Source organism: Bacillus sp. YKCMOAS1, from assembly GCF_030268125.1.
Lineage (GTDB): Bacteria > Bacillota > Bacilli > Bacillales > Bacillaceae > Bacillus > Bacillus safensis.
This window is the reverse complement of the sequence record NZ_BSEI01000004.1, coordinates 312,095-337,390: the sequence shown is the minus strand read 5'-3', so window position 1 is coordinate 337,390 and position 25,296 is coordinate 312,095. Positions and strand designations below refer to the sequence as shown.

The 25,296-nt window shown below is 41.0% G+C and carries 32 protein-coding genes, 1 pseudogene and 1 other annotated feature; of the genes and pseudogenes, 5 read left to right on the top strand and 28 right to left on the bottom strand.

Annotation, left to right across the window (positions count from 1 at the left end; translation table 11 throughout):
• Positions 1-82 precede the first annotated feature (82 nt).
• Genes nadA through nadB form a run of 3 tightly spaced genes read right to left on the bottom strand, consistent with a single transcriptional unit; the run spans position 83 to position 3,598 of the window.
• Positions 83-1,192 (bottom strand): quinolinate synthase NadA, encoded by a 1,110-nt coding sequence (gene nadA / locus QSJ46_RS14330; protein WP_039180349.1) that lies wholly within the window; start codon positions 1,190-1,192, stop codon positions 83-85.
• Complete coding sequence (gene nadC / locus QSJ46_RS14325; RefSeq protein WP_047203342.1) at positions 1,179-2,042, bottom strand: carboxylating nicotinate-nucleotide diphosphorylase; 864 nt, start codon at positions 2,040-2,042, stop codon at positions 1,179-1,181. The genes nadA and nadC overlap by 14 nt, the downstream gene beginning before the upstream one ends.
• The gene (gene nadB, locus QSJ46_RS14320; RefSeq protein ID WP_285604892.1) at positions 2,024-3,598 is read right to left on the bottom strand and encodes an L-aspartate oxidase; all 1,575 of its coding nucleotides are present in this window, start codon (positions 3,596-3,598) and stop codon (positions 2,024-2,026) included. Before nadB ends, nadC begins: the two co-directional genes overlap by 19 nt.
• Positions 3,599-3,692: 94 nt before the next feature.
• On the opposite strand from nadB, the gene QSJ46_RS14315 reads away from it, so the two are divergent.
• Both QSJ46_RS14315 and QSJ46_RS14310 read left to right on the top strand, forming a co-directional pair.
• A complete protein-coding gene (locus QSJ46_RS14315; RefSeq protein ID WP_483298736.1) occupies positions 3,693-4,835 on the top strand; it encodes an IscS subfamily cysteine desulfurase in 1,143 nt (380 codons plus the stop codon).
• 3 nt (positions 4,836-4,838) lie between these two features.
• The gene (locus QSJ46_RS14310; protein WP_041086449.1) at positions 4,839-5,381 is read left to right on the top strand and encodes a transcription repressor NadR; all 543 of its coding nucleotides are present in this window, start codon (positions 4,839-4,841) and stop codon (positions 5,379-5,381) included.
• A 24-nt stretch (positions 5,382-5,405) separates the two neighbouring features.
• On the opposite strand, the gene pheA is transcribed toward QSJ46_RS14310, so the two are convergent.
• The 15 genes and pseudogenes from pheA to radC all read right to left on the bottom strand — a co-directional run.
• Entirely contained in the window at positions 5,406-6,284 is an 879-nt protein-coding gene (pheA, locus tag QSJ46_RS14305; RefSeq protein ID WP_285604890.1) for a prephenate dehydratase, read from the bottom strand.
• 18 nt (positions 6,285-6,302) lie between these two features.
• On the bottom strand, positions 6,303-6,746 hold the full coding sequence (locus tag QSJ46_RS14300; protein ID WP_008342790.1) for an ACT domain-containing protein: 444 nt from the start codon (positions 6,744-6,746) through the stop codon (positions 6,303-6,305).
• A gap of 55 nt (positions 6,747-6,801) precedes the next feature.
• Positions 6,802-8,088, bottom strand: a complete 1,287-nt coding sequence (gene obgE, locus QSJ46_RS14295) for a GTPase ObgE (protein ID WP_039180364.1) — start codon at positions 8,086-8,088, stop codon at positions 6,802-6,804.
• A gap of 21 nt (positions 8,089-8,109) precedes the next feature.
• A complete protein-coding gene (locus tag QSJ46_RS14290) occupies positions 8,110-8,703 on the bottom strand; it encodes a sporulation initiation phosphotransferase B (protein WP_024423157.1) in 594 nt (197 codons plus the stop codon).
• Between the two features lie 256 nt (positions 8,704-8,959).
• Positions 8,960-9,244 carry a 50S ribosomal protein L27 gene (gene rpmA / locus QSJ46_RS14285; protein WP_003216586.1) on the bottom strand — a complete coding sequence of 95 codons (285 nt, stop codon included), beginning with the start codon at positions 9,242-9,244 and terminating at the stop codon, positions 8,960-8,962.
• A gap of 12 nt (positions 9,245-9,256) precedes the next feature.
• Positions 9,257-9,595, bottom strand: coding sequence for a ribosomal-processing cysteine protease Prp (locus tag QSJ46_RS14280; protein WP_024423158.1), 339 nt, complete (start codon positions 9,593-9,595; stop codon positions 9,257-9,259).
• Between the two features lie 14 nt (positions 9,596-9,609).
• Positions 9,610-9,918, bottom strand: a complete 309-nt coding sequence (gene rplU / locus QSJ46_RS14275) for a 50S ribosomal protein L21 (RefSeq protein WP_003216781.1) — start codon at positions 9,916-9,918, stop codon at positions 9,610-9,612.
• 12 nt (positions 9,919-9,930) lie between these two features.
• Positions 9,931-10,004: a sequence feature (ribosomal protein L21 leader region), on the bottom strand.
• Between the two features lie 66 nt (positions 10,005-10,070).
• On the bottom strand, positions 10,071-10,940 hold the full coding sequence (locus tag QSJ46_RS14270; protein WP_024423159.1) for a M50 family metallopeptidase: 870 nt from the start codon (positions 10,938-10,940) through the stop codon (positions 10,071-10,073).
• On the bottom strand, positions 10,933-11,724 hold the full coding sequence (locus QSJ46_RS14265) for a M23 family metallopeptidase (protein WP_285604889.1): 792 nt from the start codon (positions 11,722-11,724) through the stop codon (positions 10,933-10,935). Before QSJ46_RS14265 ends, QSJ46_RS14270 begins: the two co-directional genes overlap by 8 nt.
• Before the next feature lie 180 nt (positions 11,725-11,904).
• Positions 11,905-12,708, bottom strand: coding sequence for a septum site-determining protein MinD (gene minD, locus QSJ46_RS14260; RefSeq protein WP_017358134.1), 804 nt, complete (start codon positions 12,706-12,708; stop codon positions 11,905-11,907).
• Between the two features lie 2 nt (positions 12,709-12,710).
• On the bottom strand, positions 12,711-13,394 hold the full coding sequence (minC, locus tag QSJ46_RS14255) for a septum site-determining protein MinC (protein ID WP_039180377.1): 684 nt from the start codon (positions 13,392-13,394) through the stop codon (positions 12,711-12,713).
• 54 nt (positions 13,395-13,448) lie between these two features.
• Positions 13,449-13,967, bottom strand: a complete 519-nt coding sequence (gene mreD, locus QSJ46_RS14250) for a rod shape-determining protein MreD (RefSeq protein ID WP_039180381.1) — start codon at positions 13,965-13,967, stop codon at positions 13,449-13,451.
• A complete protein-coding gene (gene mreC / locus QSJ46_RS14245; protein WP_039180383.1) occupies positions 13,964-14,863 on the bottom strand; it encodes a rod shape-determining protein MreC in 900 nt (299 codons plus the stop codon). The genes mreD and mreC overlap by 4 nt, the downstream gene beginning before the upstream one ends.
• 27 nt (positions 14,864-14,890) lie before the next feature.
• Positions 14,891-15,910: a rod shape-determining protein gene (locus QSJ46_RS14240; RefSeq protein ID WP_007501538.1), complete on the bottom strand. Its 1,020-nt coding sequence runs from the start codon at positions 15,908-15,910 to the stop codon at positions 14,891-14,893.
• Between the two features lie 89 nt (positions 15,911-15,999).
• Positions 16,000-16,302, bottom strand: a pseudogene (radC, locus tag QSJ46_RS14235) (RadC family protein); the annotation flags it as partial.
• 123 nt (positions 16,303-16,425) lie between these two features.
• On the opposite strand from radC, the gene QSJ46_RS14230 reads away from it, so the two are divergent.
• The 3 genes from QSJ46_RS14230 to QSJ46_RS14220 all read left to right on the top strand — a co-directional run bounded on the left by QSJ46_RS14230 (position 16,426) and on the right by QSJ46_RS14220 (position 17,013).
• The gene (locus tag QSJ46_RS14230; protein ID WP_034325207.1) at positions 16,426-16,578 is read left to right on the top strand and encodes a hypothetical protein; all 153 of its coding nucleotides are present in this window, start codon (positions 16,426-16,428) and stop codon (positions 16,576-16,578) included.
• Between the two features lie 22 nt (positions 16,579-16,600).
• The gene (locus QSJ46_RS14225) at positions 16,601-16,789 is read left to right on the top strand and encodes a hypothetical protein (RefSeq protein WP_075621684.1); all 189 of its coding nucleotides are present in this window, start codon (positions 16,601-16,603) and stop codon (positions 16,787-16,789) included.
• Positions 16,790-16,857: 68 nt separating this feature from the next.
• Entirely contained in the window at positions 16,858-17,013 is a 156-nt protein-coding gene (locus QSJ46_RS14220) for an Arm DNA-binding domain-containing protein (RefSeq protein ID WP_254806154.1), read from the top strand.
• A 55-nt stretch (positions 17,014-17,068) separates the two neighbouring features.
• On the opposite strand, the gene QSJ46_RS14215 is transcribed toward QSJ46_RS14220, so the two are convergent.
• The 10 genes from QSJ46_RS14215 to QSJ46_RS14170 all read right to left on the bottom strand — a co-directional run bounded on the left by QSJ46_RS14215 (position 17,069) and on the right by QSJ46_RS14170 (position 25,259).
• Positions 17,069-17,200 carry a hypothetical protein gene (locus tag QSJ46_RS14215; protein WP_269195419.1) on the bottom strand — a complete coding sequence of 44 codons (132 nt, stop codon included), beginning with the start codon at positions 17,198-17,200 and terminating at the stop codon, positions 17,069-17,071.
• On the bottom strand, positions 17,190-18,323 hold the full coding sequence (locus QSJ46_RS14210) for a response regulator aspartate phosphatase (protein WP_254806153.1): 1,134 nt from the start codon (positions 18,321-18,323) through the stop codon (positions 17,190-17,192). The genes QSJ46_RS14215 and QSJ46_RS14210 overlap by 11 nt, the downstream gene beginning before the upstream one ends.
• A 324-nt stretch (positions 18,324-18,647) precedes the next feature.
• Entirely contained in the window at positions 18,648-19,370 is a 723-nt protein-coding gene (locus tag QSJ46_RS14205; RefSeq protein WP_254806152.1) for a hypothetical protein, read from the bottom strand.
• 306 nt (positions 19,371-19,676) lie between these two features.
• Entirely contained in the window at positions 19,677-20,477 is an 801-nt protein-coding gene (locus QSJ46_RS14200; protein ID WP_254806151.1) for a peptidoglycan recognition protein family protein, read from the bottom strand.
• 59 nt (positions 20,478-20,536) lie between these two features.
• Positions 20,537-20,800 carry a phage holin gene (locus tag QSJ46_RS14195; protein WP_247544482.1) on the bottom strand — a complete coding sequence of 88 codons (264 nt, stop codon included), beginning with the start codon at positions 20,798-20,800 and terminating at the stop codon, positions 20,537-20,539.
• 19 nt (positions 20,801-20,819) lie between these two features.
• The gene (locus QSJ46_RS14190; RefSeq protein WP_101677298.1) at positions 20,820-21,032 is read right to left on the bottom strand and encodes a BhlA/UviB family holin-like peptide; all 213 of its coding nucleotides are present in this window, start codon (positions 21,030-21,032) and stop codon (positions 20,820-20,822) included.
• Between the two features lie 33 nt (positions 21,033-21,065).
• Positions 21,066-21,206 (bottom strand): XkdX family protein, encoded by a 141-nt coding sequence (locus QSJ46_RS14185; protein WP_076840382.1) that lies wholly within the window; start codon positions 21,204-21,206, stop codon positions 21,066-21,068.
• Entirely contained in the window at positions 21,203-21,472 is a 270-nt protein-coding gene (locus QSJ46_RS14180; protein ID WP_254806150.1) for a hypothetical protein, read from the bottom strand. Before QSJ46_RS14180 ends, QSJ46_RS14185 begins: the two co-directional genes overlap by 4 nt.
• A 14-nt stretch (positions 21,473-21,486) precedes the next feature.
• Positions 21,487-23,376 carry a BppU family phage baseplate upper protein gene (locus QSJ46_RS14175; RefSeq protein ID WP_285604888.1) on the bottom strand — a complete coding sequence of 630 codons (1,890 nt, stop codon included), beginning with the start codon at positions 23,374-23,376 and terminating at the stop codon, positions 21,487-21,489.
• Between the two features lie 11 nt (positions 23,377-23,387).
• On the bottom strand, positions 23,388-25,259 hold the full coding sequence (locus tag QSJ46_RS14170; protein ID WP_285604887.1) for a right-handed parallel beta-helix repeat-containing protein: 1,872 nt from the start codon (positions 25,257-25,259) through the stop codon (positions 23,388-23,390).
• Positions 25,260-25,296 lie beyond the last annotated feature (37 nt).

Below are 25,296 nucleotides of genomic sequence, written 5' to 3'. Positions count from 1 at the left end.
ACAATATGTTTCAACATAAATTTATGCCTATTTACAAGCCGATATGATAAAAACTTGTTTTCTGATAGGAGGGGCTGAATCATTATTTAATGGCGAGCATTTTCTCGAGTGCAAGCAAAGCGTCTTTCGTGATGTCTTCATTGACCTGTATCAACCCGACCGGCTGACCCTTTTCAATGCTTTCAAGTGACCATAGCAAATGAGGCAGATCAATCCGGTTCATAGTCAAGCATGGACACATATCTGGGTTAAGGGATTCAATTTGTTTATCTGGGTGCTGTGCTATGATCCGTTTGACTAAATTCATCTCTGTTCCAATCGCCCACTTGCTGCCTGCTGGCGCCTGTTTGATCGTATCAATAATAAATTTCGTTGAACCTGCTAGGTCAGAAGCCCTTACGACCTCATGCGTGCATTCAGGATGGACAAGAATTTGAATGTCACGGTCTTTTTTTCTCATTTCTTCTATATTCCGAACGGTAAATTTCTCATGTACGGAGCAATGGCCCTTCCATAAAATCATCTTGATCCGGGAAAGCGGCTGATCGGTGATGAGCTTTTCTTCTATCTGATCCCAGACAGCCATTTCTTCTAGCGGAATACCTAAATCAAAAGCCGTATTACGCCCTAGGTGCTGATCAGGGAGAAACAGAATCCGCTCTTTTTGCGTCATCGCCCACTCGAGTACTTTTTTAGCATTTGACGAAGTAACAGTCGCCCCGCCATGCTTGCCGACAAATGCTTTAATATCTGCTGTTGAATTGACATACGTAAGCGGAAGTATTGTATCTCCAAACAGGTCAGTGAGCTGCTCCCATGCTCTGTCTGTTTGTTTCATGTTCGCCATATCTGCCATTGAACAGCCTGCCCTCATATCTGGCAATACGACGCTTTGATTCTTGTTTGACAGCATATCTGCCGTTTCTGCCATAAAGTGAACACCGCAGAACACAATGTATTCAGCCTCGTGATTGTCGGCCGCTATTTGTGCCAGCTGCAATGAATCTCCTGTTGCATCTGCAAATTCGATGACCTCATCCTTTTGATAATGATGGCCCGGTATAAAAAGCTTTGATCCAAAAGCTCGCTTAATTTCTAACACTCGCTGCTTCATTTCATCATCAGAGCGGTGTTTATATTCATCCGGCATCATGGCTGCATGTTGATTGGCTAATACATTAAGCATGGACATGAGTTGTTCCCCCTTTATGACTGAATTCCATATTCATACTAAAATCAAATGCTGGAGCAGAATGTGTGAGAAAACCAAGTGAAATCAAGTCGACTCCTGTCCCCCTGTAGCTTGGCAATGTCTCTAGCGTAATGCCCCCTGAAGCCTCTGTCAGAATGGACTCTGGCGTCATTTGTTTAAAACGTTTAACCTCGTCCGGAGAGCAGTTATCAAACATGATGACATCCGCTTTTGCATCAATGGCTTCCATTAGCTGCGTTTCTGATTCAATTTCCACTTCAATTTTCACCATATGACCAGCATATGCTCTTGCTTTTTCTACCGCTTCACGGATAGAACCGCATGCGGCAATATGATTATCTTTAATCATCACCCCATCTGATAAGCCAAAGCGATGATTCTTTCCACCGCCTGTCTTCACTGCGTATTTCTCTAACATTCGCAAGCCGGGTGTCGTTTTTCTCGTATCACAAATCGTAATAGACGGGTCACCTAATCGCTGCACCGCCTCATGTGTTAAAGTGGCGATACCTGTCATTCGCTGCAATAGATTTAAAATGACCCTCTCTCCCTTTAATAAGTCGTTGACTGGGCCCTTTATTTTCGCCAGTACAGCGCCTGAATGAATCCAATCACCTTCTTGAAAAAACAGCTCAGTTTGAATCTGTTCATTCAACAGGCGGTACCCTATATCAATCAGTTGTGATCCTGCCAATACACCAGATTGTTTCGCAATGATAAGAGCTGTTCCGTTCTTGTCTCCAAAGATGGCATCAGCTGATACATCTCCAAAGCCAATATCCTCTGTGAAAAAATGAGTGAGCATTTGTTTTAACTGTAAACGTTCCATTTGGCACCGATCCTTTCATTTTTCATGATATGAATATGACCTTTTTCATGAACAATCTGCCTGCCCTGCCACAACGCATCGCTTCGCTCTGGATAATCCATTCGATAATGGCCTCCTCTGCTTTCTGTACGGAGTAATGCAGATTTAGCAAGGCAAACCGCTAATGCCCATTGATTGCTTAATTCGATCTGTTCATTTGTGATATCCTTCACATTAATTTGCTGAAAAGTGACATGCTGTAACGTATGAAGCAAAGTCTGCAAGCCCTTTTCATCTCTCACAATGGCTGCAAATGTAGTCATCCATTGTCTCAGCTGATCCTTTGAAATCATTGGAACCATCCATATTTCTTGAATAGAAAAAGGTGGACTTGTTTCTTTCTGTTTAGGCATCTGTTCAATTCTTTGTGCTGCTTTGCTGCCTAACACGAGACCTTCCAGAAGAGAATTACTGGCCAATCGATTCGCACCGTGTAAGCCAGTACAGGCCGCTTCTCCAATGGCAAATAGCGCTGGAACAGTCGTTTCTCCATATTCATTGACGCTGATACCGCCCATTAAAAAGTGCATACCCGGGGAAATTGGCAACCTGCCGCTCGCCATATTGACACCTGCACGCTGGCACATCGCATCTATTGCTGGGAAACGAGCTGAAAAATGCGAAATATCATGGATGTTAAGATACAATTGATGGCCTAATTGCTGCTCATGAAAAATAGCTCTAGCGACCACATCTCTAGGTGCTAAATCAGCTTGTGGGTGAATACCTTTCATGATCCGCCTGCCTGTTTCATCTTCTAAATAAGCTCCCTCTCCCCTTACTGCCTCTGAAATGAGACCAACTGCTTTTCCATCGATTGTCAAAAGAGTTGGATGGAATTGAACAAATTCGAGATCCACTAATTGCGCACCTGCTCGATAGGCCATCATTAGTCCGTCTCCTGTGACAGAAGGATCATTTGTGTTTGTCTCATATAGGGAGCCGCAGCCGCCAGTTGATAAAACAACAGCATCTGCGGTCATCGTTTGTACGTGTCCTGTCTCGTCTTTCCATACAACACCCTTGCATGTCCCTTCATGAACCAATAGATCAATGACATGATGATATTCGTATAAATGAATATGTGAGCCGAGCTGACTTTTCAGATACTGTACAAGGGTTTTCCCTGTTTGATCTCCTCCTGCATGCAAGATGCGATGAGTGGTGTGTGCCCCCTCTTTGCCTAATTGCGGCTCTCCCGCTTCATCTTGATCAAATGGACAGCCATCTGCTACGAGCTGCTCCACAAGATGTTTTCCAAGTCTCACGATTTCTTGTACGGTTCTTTCATCATTGTGGTCACAGCCAGCATCTAGTGTATCTTGCACATGCTGCTCAGCTGAATCATGTGCTGAAAAGGCAGCAGCGATTCCACCTTGTGCCAGCATGGAATTACTAGATGAAAATTGTTTTTTTGTCATCATGATGACCTGGCAGTTTTCCGAGATGTTTGTTGCAAAGGAAAGCGCTGCAATGCCTGATCCCACCACAATAACTTTTTTGATTAATGACACCATTGCCCCTCCTGTCATTTACACCTGTCTTGACACATATCATTACACAACACTAAAATAAATACAAGAAAAAATTTTCACACGGGAGATGGATAGGTTGGTTTATTTAGATTACGCAGCTTCTACACCTGTTTCAGAAGAAGCACTGCATATTTTTGAGCAGCTGAGTAAAAATTTCTACGGAAATGCAAGCAGTCTTCATGATGCTGGAGGAAAGGCAAATGACATATTGACTTACAGCAGACAATCACTCGCTGCCATGATCGAGGGTGAACCAGATGGGATCTACTTTACAAGCGGTGGAACTGAATCCAATCTCCTTGCGATTCAATCGATCATCAATGGACTACCAGCACATAAACAGCATGTCATCACAACTTCAGTCGAGCACCCCTCTGTTCATCATGCAGTTAGCAGCTTAGAGCGTCTTGGCGTAAAAGTCACCATCATTGAACCGAATCAGGATGGAATCATAACAGAGGACATTCTCAAAAAAGCATTATTGCCTGAAACAGGACTCGTATCTATTCAGCATGCTAATTCAGAAACAGGGATTATCCAGCCGCTTGCTGATTTAGCACCTCTTTTAAAAGAAAGGAACATTCTTTTTCATACAGATGCTGTGCAAACATTTGGAAAGATACGTGTGTCCATCAAAGAACTTGGAGTCGATGCCGTGTCCATCTCAAGTCATAAAGTGTATGCTCCTAAAGGTGCTGGTGCCGTTTATATGGGCGCTCATGTTCCTTGGAAACCTTTATATACAGGAGCAGTTCAGGAAAATGGCTTACGTCCAGGGACAGTGAATGTTCCGTGTATCGGTGCTTTTGCTGCTGCAAGTGAACAAGCAATGCTTAGGCTGGATGAACAGCAAAAATTAGATGAACAGCTGCGTGATTATTTTCTTCAGCAGTTAAAAATCAGACAGCTGCCAGTTCGTACACTTCAGGACAATGACAATCGCCGTACGCTGCCTCATATTATTGGTTGTTTTTTTGAAGGGTTTGAAGGACAATATGTAATGTTAGCATGTAACCGGCATGGGATTTGTCTATCAACTGGAAGCGCATGTGCTTCTGGTTATCACCATCCTTCCCCTGCTGTGAAGGCATTGCGTGTATCAGATCGTGATGCCCTTCAATTTATTCGACTATCATTTGGATGGCAGTCATCAAAAGATGACATCGATCAGCTTTTGCATACATTTGAGCATTTGCAAAAGGAGAAGAAGGGAGCTTAGGACGTGGAGCAAGAGAGGAAACTCATTGGCGAAGAAAGAAGAACCGCCATTTTAGAGTGGCTGAAAGAAACAGACACACCGCTTACTGGAAGCTTTTTAGCTAAAAAAGCGGCTGTCTCTCGACAAGTCATTGTACAAGATATTTCATTATTAAAAGCAAAAAATGAACCCATTATTGCCACAAGCCAAGGCTATGTGTATATGGCAGCGCAGCATGCGCCAGAAAGAGAAATTGAACAAATCATCGCCTGCAAGCATGATCCTGCTCGCACAGAAGAGGAACTGACTTTGATTGTAGACTTTGGAGTGACGGTGAAAGATGTGATCATTGAGCACCCTGTTTATGGTGAACTAACGGCCTCCATTCGCGTCAGCACACGGAAACAAGTCGCTGATTTTGTCCATCATATTTCTAACACCGGCGCGTCCTACTTGTCAGAACTAACAGACGGCGTGCATTTGCATACTCTCACTTCTTACAGCCAAAAGCAGCTTGACCAAGCCATTCAAGCGCTGGATGATGCTGGGTTTTTAATAAAAGACTAAAAAAATAGTGTCCTGGATGGGACACTATTTTTCATTCGTTAATTCATATGTTTGATAGCTGCCGAGCAGCTTGACCTCACAGCCAATCGCTTCTAATTCTTGAATCGCACCAGGGACTAGGACATCATCAATTTCTTTTTCGATGTCAATAATAAATAAATAATGTCCAAGACCTGTTTTTGTCGGACGGGATTCAATTTTTGACAAGTTAAGATTCCGCCAAGAAAAAGCAGACAGCACGCGGTGCAATGCACCTGATTGGTCATCCTTAGGCAGACTGACCACAATGGTCGTTTTTGGCTTTGATGAGAAACCAGAATTCATTGGGAACGATGCATTAGGATCTTTATGTAAAATCACAAAGCGTGTATGGTTGTGCGGATAATCATGAATGTCTTTTTTCGCAATCGTCAAACCATACGTTTTTGCGGCAATTTCATTGGCAATAGCCCCGACAGCTTCATCTGGATGCTCACTGATGTATTTTGCTGCATAGCCTGTTGATTCCACTGGCCTGTGAGGAATATGAGGGTACTGTTTTTTCAGAAATTGATGACACTGGGCAATCGCGTGAGGATGTGATTGAATGACATCTAACGTCTCCCAGCTCTCCGCTCTTGATGGGTGGACAAGCAAATGCTGCCGTATCGGTGCTGTCATCTCCCCCACAATGGACAACGCTTCTTCATGAATTAAATAATCAATCGTTAAGTTCACAGATCCTTCGAGTGCATTTTCAAGTGGAACGACCGCCAAATCGACTTCGCCCTTTGACACAGCATCCATACATTGCGGAATCGTTGCATAGGCACGCTGCACTGCATCTTTTGGAAAACAAGAGCATACGGCCAAATGAGTAAATGTTGCCTCTGGTCCAAAATAACCTACAGTTAATTGCTTCATCTGCTATGATCTCTCCTTTTACGCCCCAGAACCTAGAATTTCAACTTTTTCGACAAATTCAAGCTTTCTTAATTGATTCATGACGGTATTAATATCATCTGCCATACCTGCCGTACTAATCGATAGGGTGACATTCGCTCTTCCTTGCAGCGGAATCGTTTGGTGAATGGATAACACATTACAGCCAGAGTCAGCCACAATTTGAAGCAGCCTTGACAGAGCCCCAGACCGGTCTTCAAGGTGGAAAAACAATGTGATGATCTGCTCTTTTACCATTGTATAAAATGGAAAAACAGCATCTCGGTATTTATAAAAAGCACTGCGGCTTAAATCCGCTTTTTGAACAGCATCGGCAACTGAATCCGCTTTTTTGCGATCGAGAAGCTTTTTGACTTCAAGCGTTTTTCGCATCGCATCTGGAAGTACATCCTCTCTTACTAAATAGAACGTTTCTTCTTTCACCTGTTTTCTCCCCTTTTAAAAACGGGAGAGCCCATGGTCTGGACCCTCCTGTTGATCAATCAATAAATTCGAATTCAAATTCAAGCAGACGAATGATGTCGCCATCTTTTGCACCGCGCTCACGCAAGGCATCATCGACACCCATACCGCGCAGCTGTCTAGAGAATCGTTTAACGGATTCATCTCTTGAGAAGTCTGTCATCTTAAAGAGACGCTCAAGTGCTTTACCCGTTAAGACAAATGTGCCATCAGGATCTCTAGAGATCTCAAATGGTGCATCACCCTCATCAAATCTGTACATCACGCGGTTATCCGACAGCTCCTCTTCATTATAGAGCGGGAATTCCGGTGTTGTTTCAAGCTGATTGGCAATTTCAAATAAGAGCTCACGAAGCCCTTCTCTTGTGATCGCACTAATCGGGAACACTTTATAGTCATCCGTTAATTTTTCTTTAAATGCCGCTAGATTGTCAGCTGCATCTGGCATGTCCATTTTGTTCGCAACAATGATTTGCGGACGCTCTGTCAATCTCATATTGTATTGCTCAAGCTCTTCATTAATCGTCACGTAGTCTTCGTATGGGTCACGCCCTTCAAGTCCAGACATATCAATGACATGGACAATGACACGTGTACGCTCAATATGACGTAAAAATTGATGACCTAAGCCAACGCCTTCGTGCGCTCCTTCAATCAGTCCTGGCAGATCCGCCATAACAAAGCTTCGGTTATCGTCTGTTTCAACAACTCCGAGGTTCGGCACAAGCGTTGTAAAATGATAATCCGCAATTTTTGGTTTCGCAGAAGAGACAATTGAAAGCAGCGTTGACTTCCCGACACTTGGGAAACCAACAAGTCCAACATCTGCAAGTACTTTTAATTCTAAGATGACGTCACGTTCTTTACCTGGCTCACCGTTTTCAGAAAGCTGTGGCGCAGGGTTTGCTGGTGTTGCGAAGCGTGAATTTCCACGTCCGCCACGTCCGCCTTTGGCAATCACAGCCCGCTGCCCATGCTCTGTCAAGTCAGCTAGTACTTGTTCCGTCTCTGCATCTGTCACAACCGTACCCGGCGGAACTTTGACAATCATTTCTTCCGCATTTCGGCCATGCTGGTTTTTACTCATTCCATGCTCGCCGCGGTCAGCCTTGAAATGACGCTTATAACGAAAGTCCATTAACGTTCTAAGTCCTTCGTCTACTTCAAATACAACATCTGCACCATTTCCGCCGTCGCCGCCTGCTGGGCCGCCCTTTGGTACATATTTTTCACGACGGAACGCCACCATACCGTTTCCGCCGTCACCGCCTTTAACATACACTTTAACCTGATCTACAAACATAACTTCCTCCGTTTCTCTGCATCACATATCTCGTTCTTGCCTCAAACAAAGCTCAATCATGGACTCATGAGGCGTCACATGAAATTGCGTTATACTCATACATGGATAGTTTGCGTCATGAAACGCATTTAACGCATCCAAACTTGTTAATTTTCCTTTGAAATCAAAATATAAGATCACATCATTTTCTTCATGATCTGTTTGGAACGTGACCGTTAAATGATTTTCAGTTTTTTGGCAAACTGATTGATCGAATATCGAAAACAACTCCTGTGATACCGTTAGCAGCTGCGATTCATATGCTGATAAGTCTCGGGTTTCACCAAGCACTTCATATTCTAAGGTGATAAAATGCGACTCCCAATTAAATGTTAGAAAGTAATAGGCCAATTGGGGAATTTTTAAATTTGAGAGTTTGGATTCATGCTGTGCTTCAATGACCATTTCTTCTATAATTTCAAACACGCGGTCATATTTTTCTAATGTCAAGTTGCCTTTGATCAGCTGTAATTTATTCATCCAGTCGTGTCTTGAACGACTGAGCAGATAGATCAATTCATTTGTTAATGCAACGTGAGTTAATTTTTCATTTTCTTTACTTGGTATCTCTTCCATTATCGCACTCCCAATCGTTTGGTCTCTCTTTTAGGAGTCTTATCATCAATATGTCTCCCTGAATTATAACAGAGAAGACAGCATAGAAAAACACTAGTTATGTGAGGAAAGGTTGTTTTTTCTGATCGTATAGGAGAAAATGAGGCAAAGTCAGCAAACGTTCTTTGATATTTATGGAGTGCATCTTCTTTTATCATCTTCGGTACTGCTTGTAAAAGTGAAAAAAACTCCAGTCAATGACCGGAGTTTTTAGCAATTATTGTGCCGCAGGATATACGCTCACTTTTTTACGGTCACGACCGAAACGTTCGAATTTAACCGTTCCGTCGATTTTAGCGAAAAGAGTGTCGTCGCCTCCGCGTCCAACGTTTTCACCTGGATAGATTTTCGTTCCACGTTGACGATAAAGGATAGAACCACCAGTTACGAATTGACCATCAGCACGTTTAGCGCCTAAACGTTTAGACTCAGAGTCACGTCCGTTCTTTGTAGAACCTACCCCTTTTTTAGATGCGAAAAATTGAAGATCTAATCTAAGCATGAAGTTCACCTCCTATTTTTTTGTTGATATTCTCACATAATCGTGATAATCTCGTTCAATTGTCTCTAAGGAAACGACCATGCCTTCTAAAAGCAGCTGGGCTTTTTCAAAGGATACTGGGTCTGTATCAGCTGGCACCTCAAAAGAGAAATAGCCGCCTTCTTCACCAATATCAAGCAGTGGGTCCAATCCTGTCAGTGCAATAATTGAATTGACTGAGCCGAAAACAACAGCAGATACACCTGCACAAACGAGATCCTGACCTTTTTCAGCAAACTCGGCATGTCCAGTCATCTGAAAAGACGTAATGCTTTCATCTGCTGAAGACCGAGTAATGGTTGCTTTGATCATATCACTCACACGCCTTAAGCGTTGATTTTTTCGATAACAACTTTAGTGTAAGGTTGACGATGACCTTGTTTCTTGTGGTTGTTTTTCTTCGGTTTGTACTTGAACACAGTAATTTTCTTACCGCGACCTTGTTTTTCAACTTTAGCCGTTACTGTTGCTCCAGCAACTGAAGGGTTACCCACTTTGACAGTGTCTCCGCCGACAAACAATACGTTTTCGAAAGTTACTGTTTCACCTGCTTCAGCAGCTAGTTTTTCAACATAAACAGTTTGACCTTCTTCAACTTTTACTTGTTTACCACCAGTTTCGATAATTGCGTACATCTCTGCACCTCCTAATAAACTCAGACTCGCCGAATACAGGGGGCCAATAGGCTCTTTGCACCTGCTCCGCGCGGTTGTAGCACGGGTGCTACATATCCATAACATTAAAAAATATATCAAACTAGACGCAGAATGTCAATGTATTTTCACCATTAGTACGGTAAAAGAAGCTCTTCCATTGAGGAGGTGGTTCTGCGATCTGAAAAATACGCATGGAGCAGTTCATTTTCATCAAGCTGGCTCATCTTCACGCCATCTCTTTCAATAATAATCGGATGCTTGCAGCCCCTTTGAAATCGTGCCATTACTTCGTATACTTTTTCCTCTGCACTTGCTCTCAGCGGAATCAGTTTTTCTACCTTTTGCTCTTTTTTACCGTAATACCGTTCTAGTAAAAAGCGCACCCTGACGTAATGCCGCTGCCTGTGCTCCATCACGAGTGAATAAGCTAAAAAAGTGAGTAGCACCCAGCCATTGAATTGCAGTGGTGCAAACAAAAGTAACCCTCCTGTCAATAGACCGAAAAAGACAAGTGAGCCTTTTATTGCTAGGGCATGTGCACGTTGGAATGGGTAAAAAACGGATAAGAGCAAAAAGAATAATTTTCCGCCATCAAGCGGCCAAACGGGCAAAAGATTCACAAGGAAAATCGCCATATTATAAAAGGTAAACATCGTAAAGACGTCGTGCGAGATAAGAGAAGCCTCCATGAAAAGCCATGCCATGAGCTGGAGCGGTACATGCTGAAGCGGCCCGCACAAAATGACCGCCAGCTCTTCTTTTAACGGACGGTTCCCATGTTCCTCTACTTCCACCGTTCCGCCAAATGGCAGTAAAAAAATCCGCCGAATGCGCCAATGATAATAGCAGGCAGCCGCTGCATGTCCAAGTTCATGGACACAGACGATCACGAGCAGACAAAGCAGCGGCTTGATTTGACCTGACAGAATCGCAAAAGCCATCACAATCCACAGCAGCGGATGGATGTGAATTTTCGTCAGCATGAGCAGCCATCTATTCAAAGGTCATCACCTGAATAGGATCGATAAATTGTTCATTTTGCTTAATGGCAAAGTAATACGTGCCCTTCCCTTGATCATCAAGCGAAATCTGGCCAATTTTTTCACCTTTATCAACAAAATCGTATAAGGCCACATCGGCTTTCTTTAATTGACCGTACCAGCTATAGCTGTTATCTGCATGCTGCACCACCACGGTAAGCCCTGTATCGCTTTGCTTTTTCACCTCGACCACGTAGCCTTCCTTCATACTATCAATCGCTTCAGCTGATGTCTCGACTTTGACCCCTGCTCCATTTTGCGTAAAGGATTCCTGCACTTTACCAGAGGCAGGAACAGCGAGTTCTTGATTCGCTTGGACGTCCTTTTGGCCATCTTTTTTCTCGGTTAAAAAGGCCAGCGGATGTCCAACTGTTTTTTCAAACCAGCGGTTGGCAGCAGCAAATTGAAAATCTTGCTCAAAGGTCTGAGTAATCATTGGCTTCAGCTGCTGAAACGGACCTGCCTGACCTTTAAATGAAATGGCTGTAATCAACACAAGGGACGCAGATAATAAGCATTTAAGCACAAAAGTATTAGGGTTAAATAAGGGATGACGATATTTCTTTGGCTGATGGGACGCCGGTTCATAGGAGGTCGAGCCAGAATGCTTTTCTTCCTCTGTCAGCATAACCCATGGCGGGATATCCTCTTTTTTCTTGAAAGCCGTCTTCTTAGGAGGAGCAGCTGGCTGCATCGTTTTGCGGCGCTGCGCGATTTTCTTTCGGTACTCGTCCACTCTTTTCATGAGATCACCCTTTACATACAAACAGTTTGTACATTTTATGTGACAACCTCATCTGATATGCAACAAAAAGACCGATTCTAAATCGAATCGGTCTCAGCGTGTAGACAAACCCTAGCATTCGTTGTCAGGTCTGCGCTCCAGTGCTCGTCCTTACTAGACTGTAAAGGTTTTCTATCACGATTATGCTCTTACACCAAAAAATGCTTTCAGCTTTGCAAACATTCCCTTGTTTTCTTCTTCAAAGGATTGAAGCGGAACAGATTCACCTAGTACGCGGCGGGCAATATTGCGATAGGCAATCGATACTTTGTTTTTAGCATCCATAACAATCGGTTCACCATTGTTTGAAGCCTTAATCACATCATCATCATCTGCTACGATGCCAAGTAGATCAATCGATAAGTGATGTACCACTTCATCTACATCCATTGAATCGCCATTTTTCGCCATGTGTGTACGAATACGGTTGACAATCAAACGAGGCGGTTCGATATCTTCTTGTTCTAACAAACCGATGATTCGGTCCGCATCTCTCACAGCTGAGATTTCAGGTGTCGTCACGACAATGGCCTTGTCTGCACCTGATACAGCATTTTTAAAGCCTTGCTCAATTCCAGCAGGGCAGTCAATGACAACATAATCAAAGTCTTGTTTCAATGATTGAATTAATTCTTTGATCTGTTCCGGCTCCACAGCCGTTTTATCACTTGTTTGAGCAGCAGGTAAAAGATACAAAAGATCCTCGAAACGCTTATCTTTTACAAGCGCTTGGTGAATTTTGCATCTTCCTTCTACTACATCAACTAGATCATAAATAATGCGGTTTTCAAGCCCCATCACGACATCCAGATTCCGAAGGCCGATGTCCGTATCAACTAGACACACTTTTTTTCCTTGAATTGCTAGTGCTGTGCCTAAGTTTGCAGATGTTGTTGTTTTGCCAACGCCGCCTTTTCCTGAGGTAATCACAATAGCCTCGCCCAATTTCACATTCCTCCCTCAAGCCTTGTCAGATTAGGTCTTATATGAGCCAATTGCTGCAGGCGTTCAATGATCATATTGCCATCTATATCTAAATAAGCACATTCCATTTCATTTCCATCTTCTTTTTGGTCTGGTGCACGGTTAAAAACTTGTGCGATGCGAAGCTGTGTTGGAATCATATGAGATGCCGCAATAACAGCCTGTTTGTTGCCATTACATCCAGCATGCGCCACACCTTTTAATGCACCAAGCACAAAAATATTTCCTCCTGCGCGAATCGTTCCGCCAGGATTGACATCGCCTATTAATAAAAGATCTCCTTCGACATACAGCACCTGTCCAGAGCGTACAATTTTTGCTACAGAAGTAATTTCAGCCTCTGCTTTTAATCGTCTCGCCTCTTCAGTTGACATGACGTCACTTTCAATGGAGTGGATCACGAGATGTTCATTTTCAGACACCGCTTCAGTCAAACGCGTCTCCTGATCCTCCGTTAAATAACGAAAACCAAGCTTAATATGCACATTGACCTTATGTCCTTCTCTTCCATCTGTATATTGCTCAAGTAAAAGAACCTCTCGCAAGCCAGAAAGAAGATCATCAAACGAACAGTCATCATTTAACTGTAATGTTAATCCGTTTTTTGTACCTTTTATCGTCACATATTGCTGTTTTTGAGTTTTCAAGATGCTCACCTCAACAACATACTCATTTCGCCGTAATTGGACAAACTCCTGCTTTTATTCGTCGATCAGTCCTTGTTTCACATTGATGAAAAAGAGCCTAAGCGGCACAACAAGTATGAGAGACGCAGCAGTATTTAAAAGAATCGTTGGAATAAAGCGTTCGATGACATACGTATTAAACGGCATAATCCCTGGTTGAATTGTCGCTTGAACGCCGTATACATAAAACTCCATCACGGAAACAGCAATAATCGACAGAAAGACGACGACTAACATATTCGTTTGCAGAACTTTAAAGGCTTTTGCTAGCAAATAGCAAAGCGCCCCAAAGCCAAACATATGAACACCAAGTATGCCTGTATATGAAATATCATATAAAAGTCCAAAGATAAATCCGTAAATCACACCATATTTTTGATTCACAAAAGCAGTCATAAATACAAGTGCAAGTAAAATGAAATGAGGAGCTAAAATTTGATTCTCTGAAACAAATGGGAGCTTCACTAAATCGACAAAAATGCTGTCAAATACGAAGATAAACAACATGACGAAAGCAAGAAGGACACGTTTCACGAGCCTTCCTCCTTCGTCAATTCAGATGCATCTGCTGTACTTGTGCTGCGATTCACCACAATCACACGGTCTAAATTGTTGAGTTCAGCCGCTGGTTCTACGTAAATGATTTTTGTCAGGCCGTAATGGTCTGGCTCGATTTCACTCACCTTACCAATCGTCAAGCCTTGTGGGAATACGCCCCCTGCTCCAGATGTTTCAACAAGATCTCCTTTTTTGACATCCCCATCTGCATCGGATTTTAGAATATTCATAGTCAGCATTTTTTTCTTGCTGTCATAACCGTTAATGATTCCATTGAGTTCTTCTTTGCCCTTTTTCGCAAAAATTTTCGTTGAAATTCTATTATTTTGGTCAGTAGAGCTTAGCAACCTTACAGTTGAAGTAAAATTGTTGAGCTTATCACTTTCAATCTTCCCAATTAATGCGCCACTCTCATTTGTGACCGCCATATCTTTGTCAACGCCTTGTTTTTTCCCTTTATCAATCATCACAAAGCTATCCCAAAGAGATGGGTTTCTTGCAATAACAGTTGATAGAATTGGCGTGTAATCACGAACAGAGTTCACATACCCGAGCTGTTTGCGAAGCTTTTTGTTCTCATCTTCTAGTTCTTGAAGTTTCGCCTCATATTGGGTTTGTCCATCAAGTTTTTTTCGAAGACGCTCGTTTTCATCATATGTGTTCTTTAAATCTTGTACGTTCCCATAAATACCGGCAATAAATTGTGATGGTTTATGAAAGACACCTTGAAAAAAGCCTGTCGTATCCCCCACTAATTTTTCCGGCCATGAAGCACCTCTGCCGCTTTTCACTGAAAAACCAATCATGGCCACCAGTACGATGACACAGACAAGGAGCAACATTAATCTTTTATTCATAAAAAACTGCGGCATGTCTTACACCTCTTTAATTACGCCCGATTATCGATTATCTTTTGATTTTCCTTTGAACAAATGAATATGTTCTAGTGCTTTCCCTGTTCCGATCGCCACACAGTCAAGCGGATCTTCAGCAATAATGACTGGCATTTTCGTTTCATCGCTAATGACTTTGTCAAGATTACGCAGTAATGCACCGCCTCCTGTTAAAACAATTCCGCGGTCCATAATATCTGCTGCCAGCTCAGGCGGGGTTTTTTCAAGCGTCATTTTTACTGCATCGACAATTGTTTCCACCGTATCGCGAAGCGCTTTTGCAATCTCTTCTGCCGTAATAGAGATTGTCTTTGGCAGACCTGTTAAAAGGTCACGTCCGCGAATGTCCATCTCATCATGTACATCAGGCTGCGCAGAACCGATTTCCATTTTAATCGCTTCTGACGTACGATCACCAATCATCAGGTTATACGTTTTACGGATGTAGCTGCTGATCGCATCATCCATTTCATCACCTGCAACACGGATTGATTGTGATGTCACAATGCCGCCAAGAGAAATAATCGCTACTTCTGTTGTACCGCCGCCAATATCCACAACCATACTTCCTGTTGGCTCCCATACAGGCAGGTTAGCACCGATTGCCGCAGCAAATGGTTCTTCAATCGGGTATGCGTCACGTGCACCAGCTTGTCTTGTTGCATCAATGACCGCACGCTCTTCTACAGCTGTAATGCCAGATGGCACACATACCATGACGTAAGGTTTACGAGCAAAAAGCCCTTTGCCTTTTAATGCTTGATTAATGTAATATTTCATCATTGTTGCTGTCGTCTCGTAATCTGCAATGACTCCGTCTTTCATTGGGCGTAGTGCCACAACATTACCAGGTGTACGGCCAATCATATTTCTAGCATCATTTCCGACCGCCACTATAGACTTCGTATCAGTTTCCAAAGCTACGACCGAAGGTTCTCTCACAACAATGCCTTTTCCTTTAATAAAAACAAGCGTATTCGCTGTTCCAAGATCTATTCCAAGGTCTTTTGTACCAATTCCAAACATATGTATGTATCTTCCTTTCTTAAACCAAAATTCCCTTAGGGAAAAACTCATAAACTCTATTATATCGTAAAACATTGAAAAAAAAAGTGTTACAAATACCCTTTTTCCTTCAAACTCACAAATTTTTGATCACCTATGACAAGATGATCAAGCAGCTGTATTCCAATCAGCTTTCCACATTCAAATAGTCTCTGTGTGACTTCAATATCTTCTCTGCTAGGCGTCGGATCTCCAGATGGATGGTTGTGCACACAAATAAATGAAGCAGCGGACCGTTTAAAGGCCTCTTTGAAAATTTCACGCGGGTGAACGATGGATGAGTTCAGACTTCCAATAAACACGGTATGTTTATGAAGAACTTGATTTTTTGTGTTGAGATAAAGACATGTAAACATAACATAAACACAAAAAATCTTATAACCGTAGATTAGACGCATGTATACAAAAAAAGTTTCAAATAATTTTCTCATGTTGCATATTTGATATAATTTGTTTAAAACCATTGGAGGGCATACATGAACATAAATAAAATAAGATCATTCCTTTATAAAACATCAAAATACTTAGGTGACGTCAATGCCGTTCAAAAAGGCACTATAGGCAAGCGTATCATGAGACGTGCTGCGGGTAAAGCATCCGGTAAGCTAATGAAAAAGATATTCAAATAAAATAGTTCACGGTGGTGATTTCATGAATGATCTTGAGAGGAAGCTATACAGGATCATCTATAATATGAGCCGTTTTAGACGAAACCCAACAATGAATGAACTTAAAAGAAAAACAGGCAGGGATGAGCCAGCGATTCGTAAGGCAGTTGAAAATCTTATTTCTCGAAAAGAGATTAGATGGGATAAAGAGAAAAAGGAATGGCGGTTCTGATAATATTGCTTTTTATGGGATATTAAGTAAAATGAATTTATTATATTACGGAAACAGGAGGGGAAAACATGATTAGTGTAAAACCATGTGGAGACAACACATTTTCGTATACCCTAGAATCACTCGATAAAGTAACAGGGAAAAGAAGAAGGATTGTACGCAAAGGATTTTCTTCAAAAAATGAAGCAATGAAAGCAGCAGAAGCAAAATTAAAAGAAATGTAGATTCTGAAAATAATGTTCAATTAAAAAAGAAGCCCTCCGAAAAGGGCTTTTTTAATTAAGCAAAATAACCGATACTTGTTGTATGTCCCCGCTGGGCTTCATTATGGATATCGTTTGATGAAACATAACTAAAAGCACCAAACACACTGACGATTATTAATACGGCTGCAACTGACTTAAATTTCATAAAGACAGTCCCCTCTCTTAATTTGGTGTTGGAAATAAAGAATCTTCTCATAAAATTCGTTTGCGTGCTCTTTATCTCCTTCTTTATTATAATGTTTCGCCGCATCTTTCGCTAAATCTTCAAGATTCGCATAAAAAGATTTTGATTCCAAATAAACCATTGCATCTTTTATACGATTAACATTGTTTTCTAAATACAATGATCTCAATAGAGTGAATGTATTTAGAAATATGTCGTCTTTCAATTTTCCAGCCAATTCTATTCCCTCGTTTAAGGCGTATAACCCTAAATCATTTTGATCAGTTTTAAAGTATGACTTTGTCAACATAACCATCGGATCAAGAATTTTATTTAAATGTTCGTATCCTTGTTCTTTAAAAGAATGGATTGATTCGTTAAAGTATTTTATAGCCATTAATAGTTCATCATTGTGGAAATAACTTAATCCTATATTATAAAGCGCCGATCCTTTTAATCTTTTTGTTGAGTTGTCAGAAGCTTTTTTTAGTGCGTATTCAAAATGAGGCATTGCTTTTTCGGGGCAACCCATATCAATATAATTTAATCCAATAACAAAAGAACACTGTATCTGCCTAACAGTATAAGTGTTTTTTTCTTTGTAACAATCTATTGCTTGGGCTATATGGTGCATAGACATGTGGTTTTGTTTCATGTGGTAATAGATTTCTGCCATCTTGAAATTGAACTCGGCACGTTCAATATCATCACTGACAAGAGACAGCTTTTTTTCTGCTCGTTTATAGAAGGTAATTGCGTTGAGGTATTCATAGTTTTCAAATTCGTACATGCCATAGAAAAAGTTAAAATAATAATCAAGTAAACCCGTTAATTTCTCTTGATCCTTTTTGATCTTCATTGCTAACTCTCTAAAGTCGGCACGCTCTTTTCCGTTTTCCAATGGATTTAAATAATCCAACATTAATTTATGTCGGAATTCCATGAGAGAGAAATATAATAATAAATCCTGGTTTTCCTCCATATCATTGAGCAAAGATTTTATTTCTTCTTTATATGCTTCGGCGTCCGGCACGTTAAATCTTTGAATATGGTAATACCATTCATTGATTTTCATACCGACATGAGAAGAAAGCACTTTCTCCATAAGACCCTACCCCTTCCTTTATTTTCCCTATAATTACATATATTATCATCCACTTAAATATTCCACACCGAAAAGAAACCGCAAAAGTTAGGGTGTTTGATATGGTAAAGCCTTATTCGGAGCAATTTTGACTAACTAATATAAAAAAAGAGCCTAATTAATATAAACGGCTCTTTTTTAAGTCATCAGCTATTAGATGTTTTGGTGTTCTTTCTTTTAATAAAATAAATTACTGCTGCGATAATGACTACAGGTATAACCACAAATAGACTAGCCCCAATAATCGTATTCCAAGGCATATTTACTATCTCCTTTCATAAAGGTTTAATGCCATTTAGACCATGTTTTAGAAGCTACATCATACGCATTGTTTGACTTCGTCACCACAGATGCTTTTGTCCACATAGTTGTATATGCTGGAATAATAGAATTGTAACGGTGTGTTTTATCCATTGCATATTTTTTGGCATTAGCAACTTTTTTATGACTCACTTTCCCACCATATACTTTACCGATAGATGGAAAGCCTCCACCCCATCCTATAATACCGAATGAATCATGATACGTTTTAAGGGAGACTTGTTTTAGTTTTCCACTGTTTCGAGTCGCTATTATATTCCCGCGATACGATGATGTACCTGCAATGAATGCAATATTTTGATACATTGTACCTTTTACAGTCACTTTTGTTCCATATTTCTTTTTAGAAACAGTGAAACTTTTTGATGATTTAATCCCTTTAGTGGAAATTTCTTCGTTTTGTTCCTGACGTTCAACAACTGCTTGAGTTAATAAAAATAAGGTATCTTCTTTTGATAAAACATCACCTTCATCATAACCCTCACTAATTGCTGTTTTTTGATCAATAATATCTTCTTCACTTAGAGCCTTGTAGTTTTCTATGTCTTCATTTGTTACAATATCCGTTGCTTTTTCAAACGTTAAATACTGATCGTTAGTTTCTTCTGCGGTTGCTACAATGGGTGTGATCGCAAACAATAATAGGACAGCAACAAAGACTTTCAAACTTGTTATAAATCTCTTCATTTTGTTTCCCCTTTGAATTGTATTATTAAAAAATTACGACCTAGACTCGTAATTTGATAACCAACACTTCAACGATCTTCCAATTGTTAATTATAGAATATTATGGTATTGAATACAATATATTACTTAGATCAAATTAATCAAAAGGGATTTAAACAAATATATAAAATATATATGGGAATATGTATGTTTTTTATAGGTGCAAATGCTTTAGATATTTAACTATACTTCAGAAAGTTTACTTATTCGATGTTACTAATCAACATACAAAAAAATCCCCCATCCTAAAAAGGACAGGGGTTTTACTCATTTCAATGCTTTTTCTAATGCTGCTTTTGTCTTCGGTCCATAGATACCATCGGCAGCAAGTCCATGCATCAATTGGAATCGTTTGACCGCATCCGCTGTTTTTGGTCCGTAATAGCCATCAACACCGTTGTTTTTTGCTCCTTTGTCCGGGTAGTAGTAAACCGCCGCTAGAGCTTGTTGTACAGCTTTTACGCCTGCCCCCTTTGTAAGAGGCTTTGTCACTTTTAAAATACCTGTTGGCAAGCCATATGACTTTTTAGCAGGCTTGGAAGCTGCTGTTTTGGATGGTTCTGCTTTTGTTGGTTTAGCAGAAGGCTTTTTACCCGTGTGAGCAGTTGCAATACCTGCTTTGAAGCTGTCCCAACGATTAAGCAGCTTACGTGGACATTCTTTCCCGCTCCATCTTTTATGAGGAACAACGTTTGACAATGGAATGCCTTGATCCTGCATTAACTGACGAATTAACCATTGAGCGTTCTCGACTGCTTTCTCAAAATTACCATCACTATTTTCACAAATTTCAATGCCGATCGACTTCATATTTCCCGTGCCTCTGCCGTCTCCTGCGTGCCATCCGTTTTCGTTTAGTGGTAAGTGCTGATAGATGACATTTTCGTCCACAGTGTAGTGCCAGCTAACGGCTGTACTAGATCGTTTAACAAAAGCTGCGTGACTTGCTGCGTCTGCGCCCTTTGACGTGTTAGACGTGTTATGAACCGTAATATATAAAGGTTTCATATAGTTGCCCGGTCTATTTTTATTCCCTTTTGAAATGAAGTCTTGAATGATTTTCACCATTTTTCATCGTCTCCTTAAAATTGTTTTTTAGTATTTAAAAAAGCCGCCTGGGGCAGCTCTTATTTTGTTAATCCTTTTTGTTTTAGAACTTCTTTTTGTTTCTTTCCTGTTTCAGTCACATAGTTGTTTTTGAACCATGCCATAAGGGTTGTCACTAACGTAAAGACCATTGAGAAGGCAAGATATAAAGTTTCTGTTAATGTGTTTACCTGATCCTCACTGATCGGCAAAACAGGTTTGCCAAACATGATTAGCGCCTGATTGATTAGTGCAATAAAAAGAAGCACCGTGCGAACGACCGTGCCTTTGTCAAAGTTTTTCATATTAATTCCTCTTTTCTTTTTATTTTTGGTTTCTTTCAATGCGATCTAGTTTTTCTATGACAACATCATATTTCTCACTGAATTTTTCTAACACTTGGTTCTGAGCATCTATTTGCTCGTTGAGTTTACTTTCTCTTTCTTTTGTTGTGTTGAGAACATAAAACAACACCCAACAAAAAAGAACCGCAAAGGGTCCTTGTGTCATCAAATATTGCGCCAAATCCATTTCCATAACTCTCACCTTCTCCCGCCATAAAAAATAAGCCTATACCTCGTATGGCTCACCTGTGATCTGCTCATATTGTTCGGGGGTGATTCTCCCCGCTGCTACTGTGTTATATACCATTTCTTTTGTCCATAATTCTCTATCATAAAAACCTTTGATTCTTTCAAACCAAATATTCATGATGCTTCACCTACCGCAAGCAAGTAATAAAGCTCGGCTATTTCCTTCTGCATGATCTCCATTTCTGACGGCTGCGGCTTTGGCTGCAAGCTCTCTATATACTCTTTGGATGCTGATTCACTCCATGTTCTCTTTTTCTCATCATACAGGGGAAGATATAACCCCTCTGGACGTACATCTGTAGCGTTCTTAGGCAGCTCGTCATAATCACTTATGACATCTTCGCCTATATACATGAAATTTTCGTCGTAGTAGAAAATTTGCATTGTCAATCACTCCTTTACCACAATGGAATTTCTTCGTTTATTTCAATTCGTGTCACCTTCGAATTGTCATTTGCGTTTAAACCGTCAAATTTCAACGATCCGTCTTCCGCAAGCGTCAAACGGGCTGAACCATATGATCCAACCGTAGCACCCACAAAAACGGTTGTCGCTGACGGTTTTTGAGTAAAACGCGCAATGATAGTATCGTTCGCCGGGACTCCCTCAAAAGACCCCCGAAGATGTAAAGAGTTTAGACGTATTGAGAATTGAAGTGGGTTACTAGCAAAATGTTTTGTTGTACCTGTAACAAATGTGACTTGATTCCACGTGCTACTTAAATCTTTTTCGGTTAACATTCGGTCCCAACTTTTAAGTTTCCCGTCCGTATGAACCGTTCCCCACCAATGAAGGTTATCTCCACTTCTAATGATGTGGTACGTTTTACGATTGTTGCCATTGTCAATGACGTAGATATTAAACCAAGACGAATCTGTTTTGCTTGGCATGTTGACTACGTTTGTGCCTACTGCATAGTAGTAGCCGGACGGCAGCGTTAAAATGTCCGTACCATTCGGCAACAATTGACTTTGTCCGGTTTCAGACAACATAGACGGATTAGATAACCTTGACCAACCACTCCACACAGTATTGTTTAGATAGTTGGTGTAGATATTGTTTTGGTAGTCGGTTGCGTATACCCATCCGAAAGAGGCTACGCCGTTTGTGGAATCAGTCATATGATAGAAACCTCGGAAAGAACGCTGATTCGGTAAATCTTTTGAACCGGCAATTGCGTAAAAAGTTCCTTGCCCTACTCCATTATTGATAATTTCATCAAGAATGCTTTTGGATGTATCTTTCAAAGAAATCAAAGGCATTCCTGTATCAGCCGTGATCTTAGACAATTGACCATTATTCCATTTATCTTTTTCGCTCTGGGTTATTTTGTCTTTTTCACTTAGGCCCCTCGTCCATTCTGTCCAAGTTGAATCTTGATTGCGTACTCTGTAAAACGAATCTTTACCGTTCGTGTCATATGCAGTCTGTAAAAGAGTGCTACCATAACTTAACACTATCATGAAAGATTTATTGACCGATGGAGGACCATTTAAACCCTTGTTATATAAAAGATAAAAACCAGTATCAGTAATCTCGTTGTAATCTGTAGTCTCGCTTGTCCCTTTATAAATGGGCTTACCATTATTTTGAGTAAGCCTATAAAGTTGACCGTTATTCCACTTATCTTTATCAGCCTTAACAACATGGATTTCGCTATTGTTAGCATGTGCGTCTACTTTATCTTGTGCGCCTTGTTTGGTTTCAAGCGCTTCGAGATCGTCAAGTTTCTCTTTCATCCTGTCAAGCTGCTCTTGAAGCTCTTTCGTGATCTTATCAATGTTTCCTTGCATATCGTCAGTTCTCTTTTTTATATCCGCTTCAAGCTCCTCCGCCATGCGCTCAATCTGCTTTTTTAGCGATTGAAAATCATCAATATAAAACTCAGCAGCTGGGGCAATGTCCTGGTCAATTAAATTACGCTGAATATCGAAAGTGAATTCGTGAATTGACAAGGCTTGTCCGTTACGATAATACAAATTTAATGACGCTTGAACCTTGCCGTATAGCTTAATTTCGTTATTGTCTAAGACATATTCGGCTATTCCCTCAACTTTATCTATAAGAGTGATATTCCGAACGTTCTTGGATCCATTGTTAAATAAAAGTACGAGTTTTCCGTCAACCGCTGACAACGGAAGTGGCACACCATCTTTACGCATTTGAAATACTAGCTTTGCTGTGCCTATGTCTTGGGTTGAGAAAACAATTTTTGAATCGTACACGCTTTGATCATAGGCATCAACCACGAAAGGCAGCACGCCATTTTTAAAAATTTGATTCGTCATGATATCCCCCCTCAAGTAATGTTTTCAATGGTCAAAATAGGATCAACGCTATTATCGTTTAATGCTGATACTTTCCCAGCACCTTTTAAACGATTTCCATAGTGTTGAATGGATGAACATTTGCTTGTTAAATACAAGCCGTGTCGACCTGTTTTCCCGGTTGCTGTGTTGTTGCGGACAGCACTATTTTTGACGCCATCCATAAGCAAAATAAAGTCGTATTCATCCCCACGCTTGCCAGCGTTCAAGATGAAGTTTTTATCCACCTGTACATATTCCGATTCTCCCGAAACTGATATACCCGAGAAACCGATCTCTTCTAGCGTGTTATCATCCACAGAAACATAATCGCAACTTCCTTCCTCGATCCGCACGCCGTTCCCCTGGATGTCACGTCCTGTGTTATGGTGAACCTTTCCCCGTGTGCTGCGTGTCACCAGTATGCCGTGATGTCCAATGTTCTCCATGTTGTTATCATCAATAACAAAATGTTTGACGTCAGAAACATGAATACCGTGCCTTGTCGTGCCGTCAATTTGATTCTTTGAAATGACTACGTGATCAATGGTTTGATAACCTTTACGACCGAAAACCTGGATTGCATGATCAACCGACATATTTTTAAATTTGTTATTTGTAATTGTGTGACGCTTTGTCTTATTGACTCTTCCCGTTTGGTTGCCGTCTTTGTCTTGTGTATAGACACTATCAACACTCGGCAATAACGTTCTAACACCGCCGGAACAGTTTTCAAAGGAATTGCCGTCAACAAACACATCTTGCCATTTGTTGCCCGACACCGCCCATTCTGTGCAATCGTAAACCTTGTTATTGAGGAATCTAATACCCGAATAGAGAACACCATCAGTGCTTGTATGTGAATCAATGGCTCTAGGATAACCCCCAAGCTCTGCTGATTTTCGGATAGTACAATTTTGCATTGTGAGGTTCCTTGTCGGTGTGTGATCATAAGCTCCAAACGCACCGAAGTTACTAGAGGAACGCATCAAATCAACTTGAACCGCTGCGGAAAACCATCTGTCTCCTACATAATCCGCAAAACCTTCAAATGTCACGTTATCAATCAAGACATTTTCATTGCCCGCACAATCAAACGCATGACCACCACATACATTTCTCAAGGTAATATCTCGCATGATAATGCCGGATGCATGAGCAAAGCCGAAAATAGAACACTGCTCTTTGATTTCATGCCCCATGCTGTCGATAGCGCCTTGACCGTCAATGATCAAGTTTCCGTGTCCGTTATATGCGGTGAAACTCTCATTTGAATCACCATTTACAAACATGCTGCCAACAAATCCACGCTTGATCGTTGCCCCTGCCTGTAAAGTGATATGAGTGTTTTTATAAATCCTCACCCGTTCACGCAGGGTATAGCCTCCAGGGGGAATATAAAGCCAAATGGGACGATCCTTTGATAATTCTAGTGCTGCTTGTAACGCCTTTGTGAAGTTGCCGTATTTGTTTAAAAACGGCTGCAAAGACACAATCGAAAGCATGTCATTGACTTTCTTTTCAAATTGATCGAAGTCATATTCAAGACGATCATTCAAAGTCGGATGAATGGTCGCATCAAGCGAAACCCTTCCGTCCACAACCTCTTTTATATCGTTTCCGTCATGATTGACGATCAGATTTACAAGCCGCGACCAATAACTATTAAGCCAATGCGCCACGCTTTTCCCTCTGTGGATGATGTTTGCCGCTTCGTGAGCTTTTTCGCTTGCTTTGTGTTCCTTAATTTCAATATCTAGTTGATTCAATGCGTTTTCTGTGGAACGTGCATTTTGCGATAGATTATCTTCAAACTCTGCATTTTTTCCGATTTTGAATACTTTTAACAAGCTGAATCTTCCCATGTTATCAGCTCCTTTCATAAAAAATAGCCGACGTTTG

Coding starts and splice junctions, on each gene's coding strand:
- QSJ46_RS14220 (WP_254806154.1), top strand. CDS start 16,858: ATGATTAGTGTAAAACCATGTGGAGACAACACATTTTCGTATACCCTA.
- rpmA (WP_003216586.1), bottom strand. CDS start 9,244: ATGCTTAGATTAGATCTTCAATTTTTCGCATCTAAAAAAGGGGTAGGT.
- QSJ46_RS14210 (WP_254806153.1), bottom strand. CDS start 18,323: ATGGAGAAAGTGCTTTCTTCTCATGTCGGTATGAAAATCAATGAATGG.
- QSJ46_RS14175 (WP_285604888.1), bottom strand. CDS start 23,376: ATGACGAATCAAATTTTTAAAAATGGCGTGCTGCCTTTCGTGGTTGAT.
- QSJ46_RS14290 (WP_024423157.1), bottom strand. CDS start 8,703: ATGGAAGAGATACCAAGTAAAGAAAATGAAAAATTAACTCACGTTGCA.
- pheA (WP_285604890.1), bottom strand. CDS start 6,284: ATGAAGCAATTAACTGTAGGTTATTTTGGACCAGAGGCAACATTTACT.
- QSJ46_RS14180 (WP_254806150.1), bottom strand. CDS start 21,472: ATGCAAATTTTCTACTACGACGAAAATTTCATGTATATAGGCGAAGAT.
- nadA (WP_039180349.1), bottom strand. CDS start 1,192: ATGTCCATGCTTAATGTATTAGCCAATCAACATGCAGCCATGATGCCG.
- mreC (WP_039180383.1), bottom strand. CDS start 14,863: ATGCCGCAGTTTTTTATGAATAAAAGATTAATGTTGCTCCTTGTCTGT.
- nadB (WP_285604892.1), bottom strand. CDS start 3,598: ATGGTGTCATTAATCAAAAAAGTTATTGTGGTGGGATCAGGCATTGCA.
- QSJ46_RS14215 (WP_269195419.1), bottom strand. CDS start 17,200: ATGAAATTTAAGTCAGTTGCAGCCGTATTAATAATCGTCAGTGTGTTT.
- QSJ46_RS14200 (WP_254806151.1), bottom strand. CDS start 20,477: ATGGTGAAAATCATTCAAGACTTCATTTCAAAAGGGAATAAAAATAGA.
- QSJ46_RS14185 (WP_076840382.1), bottom strand. CDS start 21,206: ATGAATATTTGGTTTGAAAGAATCAAAGGTTTTTATGATAGAGAATTA.
- QSJ46_RS14170 (WP_285604887.1), bottom strand. CDS start 25,259: ATGGGAAGATTCAGCTTGTTAAAAGTATTCAAAATCGGAAAAAATGCA.
- QSJ46_RS14240 (WP_007501538.1), bottom strand. CDS start 15,910: ATGTTTGGAATTGGTACAAAAGACCTTGGAATAGATCTTGGAACAGCG.
- QSJ46_RS14195 (WP_247544482.1), bottom strand. CDS start 20,800: ATGAAAAACTTTGACAAAGGCACGGTCGTTCGCACGGTGCTTCTTTTT.
- QSJ46_RS14280 (WP_024423158.1), bottom strand. CDS start 9,595: ATGATCAAAGCAACCATTACTCGGTCTTCAGCAGATGAAAGCATTACG.
- QSJ46_RS14190 (WP_101677298.1), bottom strand. CDS start 21,032: ATGGAAATGGATTTGGCGCAATATTTGATGACACAAGGACCCTTTGCG.
- QSJ46_RS14225 (WP_075621684.1), top strand. CDS start 16,601: ATGAATGATCTTGAGAGGAAGCTATACAGGATCATCTATAATATGAGC.
- rplU (WP_003216781.1), bottom strand. CDS start 9,918: ATGTACGCAATTATCGAAACTGGTGGTAAACAAGTAAAAGTTGAAGAA.
- QSJ46_RS14230 (WP_034325207.1), top strand. CDS start 16,426: ATGAACATAAATAAAATAAGATCATTCCTTTATAAAACATCAAAATAC.
- obgE (WP_039180364.1), bottom strand. CDS start 8,088: ATGTTTGTAGATCAGGTTAAAGTGTATGTTAAAGGCGGTGACGGCGGA.
- QSJ46_RS14205 (WP_254806152.1), bottom strand. CDS start 19,370: ATGAAGAGATTTATAACAAGTTTGAAAGTCTTTGTTGCTGTCCTATTA.
- nadC (WP_047203342.1), bottom strand. CDS start 2,042: ATGGAACGTTTACAGTTAAAACAAATGCTCACTCATTTTTTCACAGAG.
- QSJ46_RS14265 (WP_285604889.1), bottom strand. CDS start 11,724: ATGAAAAGAGTGGACGAGTACCGAAAGAAAATCGCGCAGCGCCGCAAA.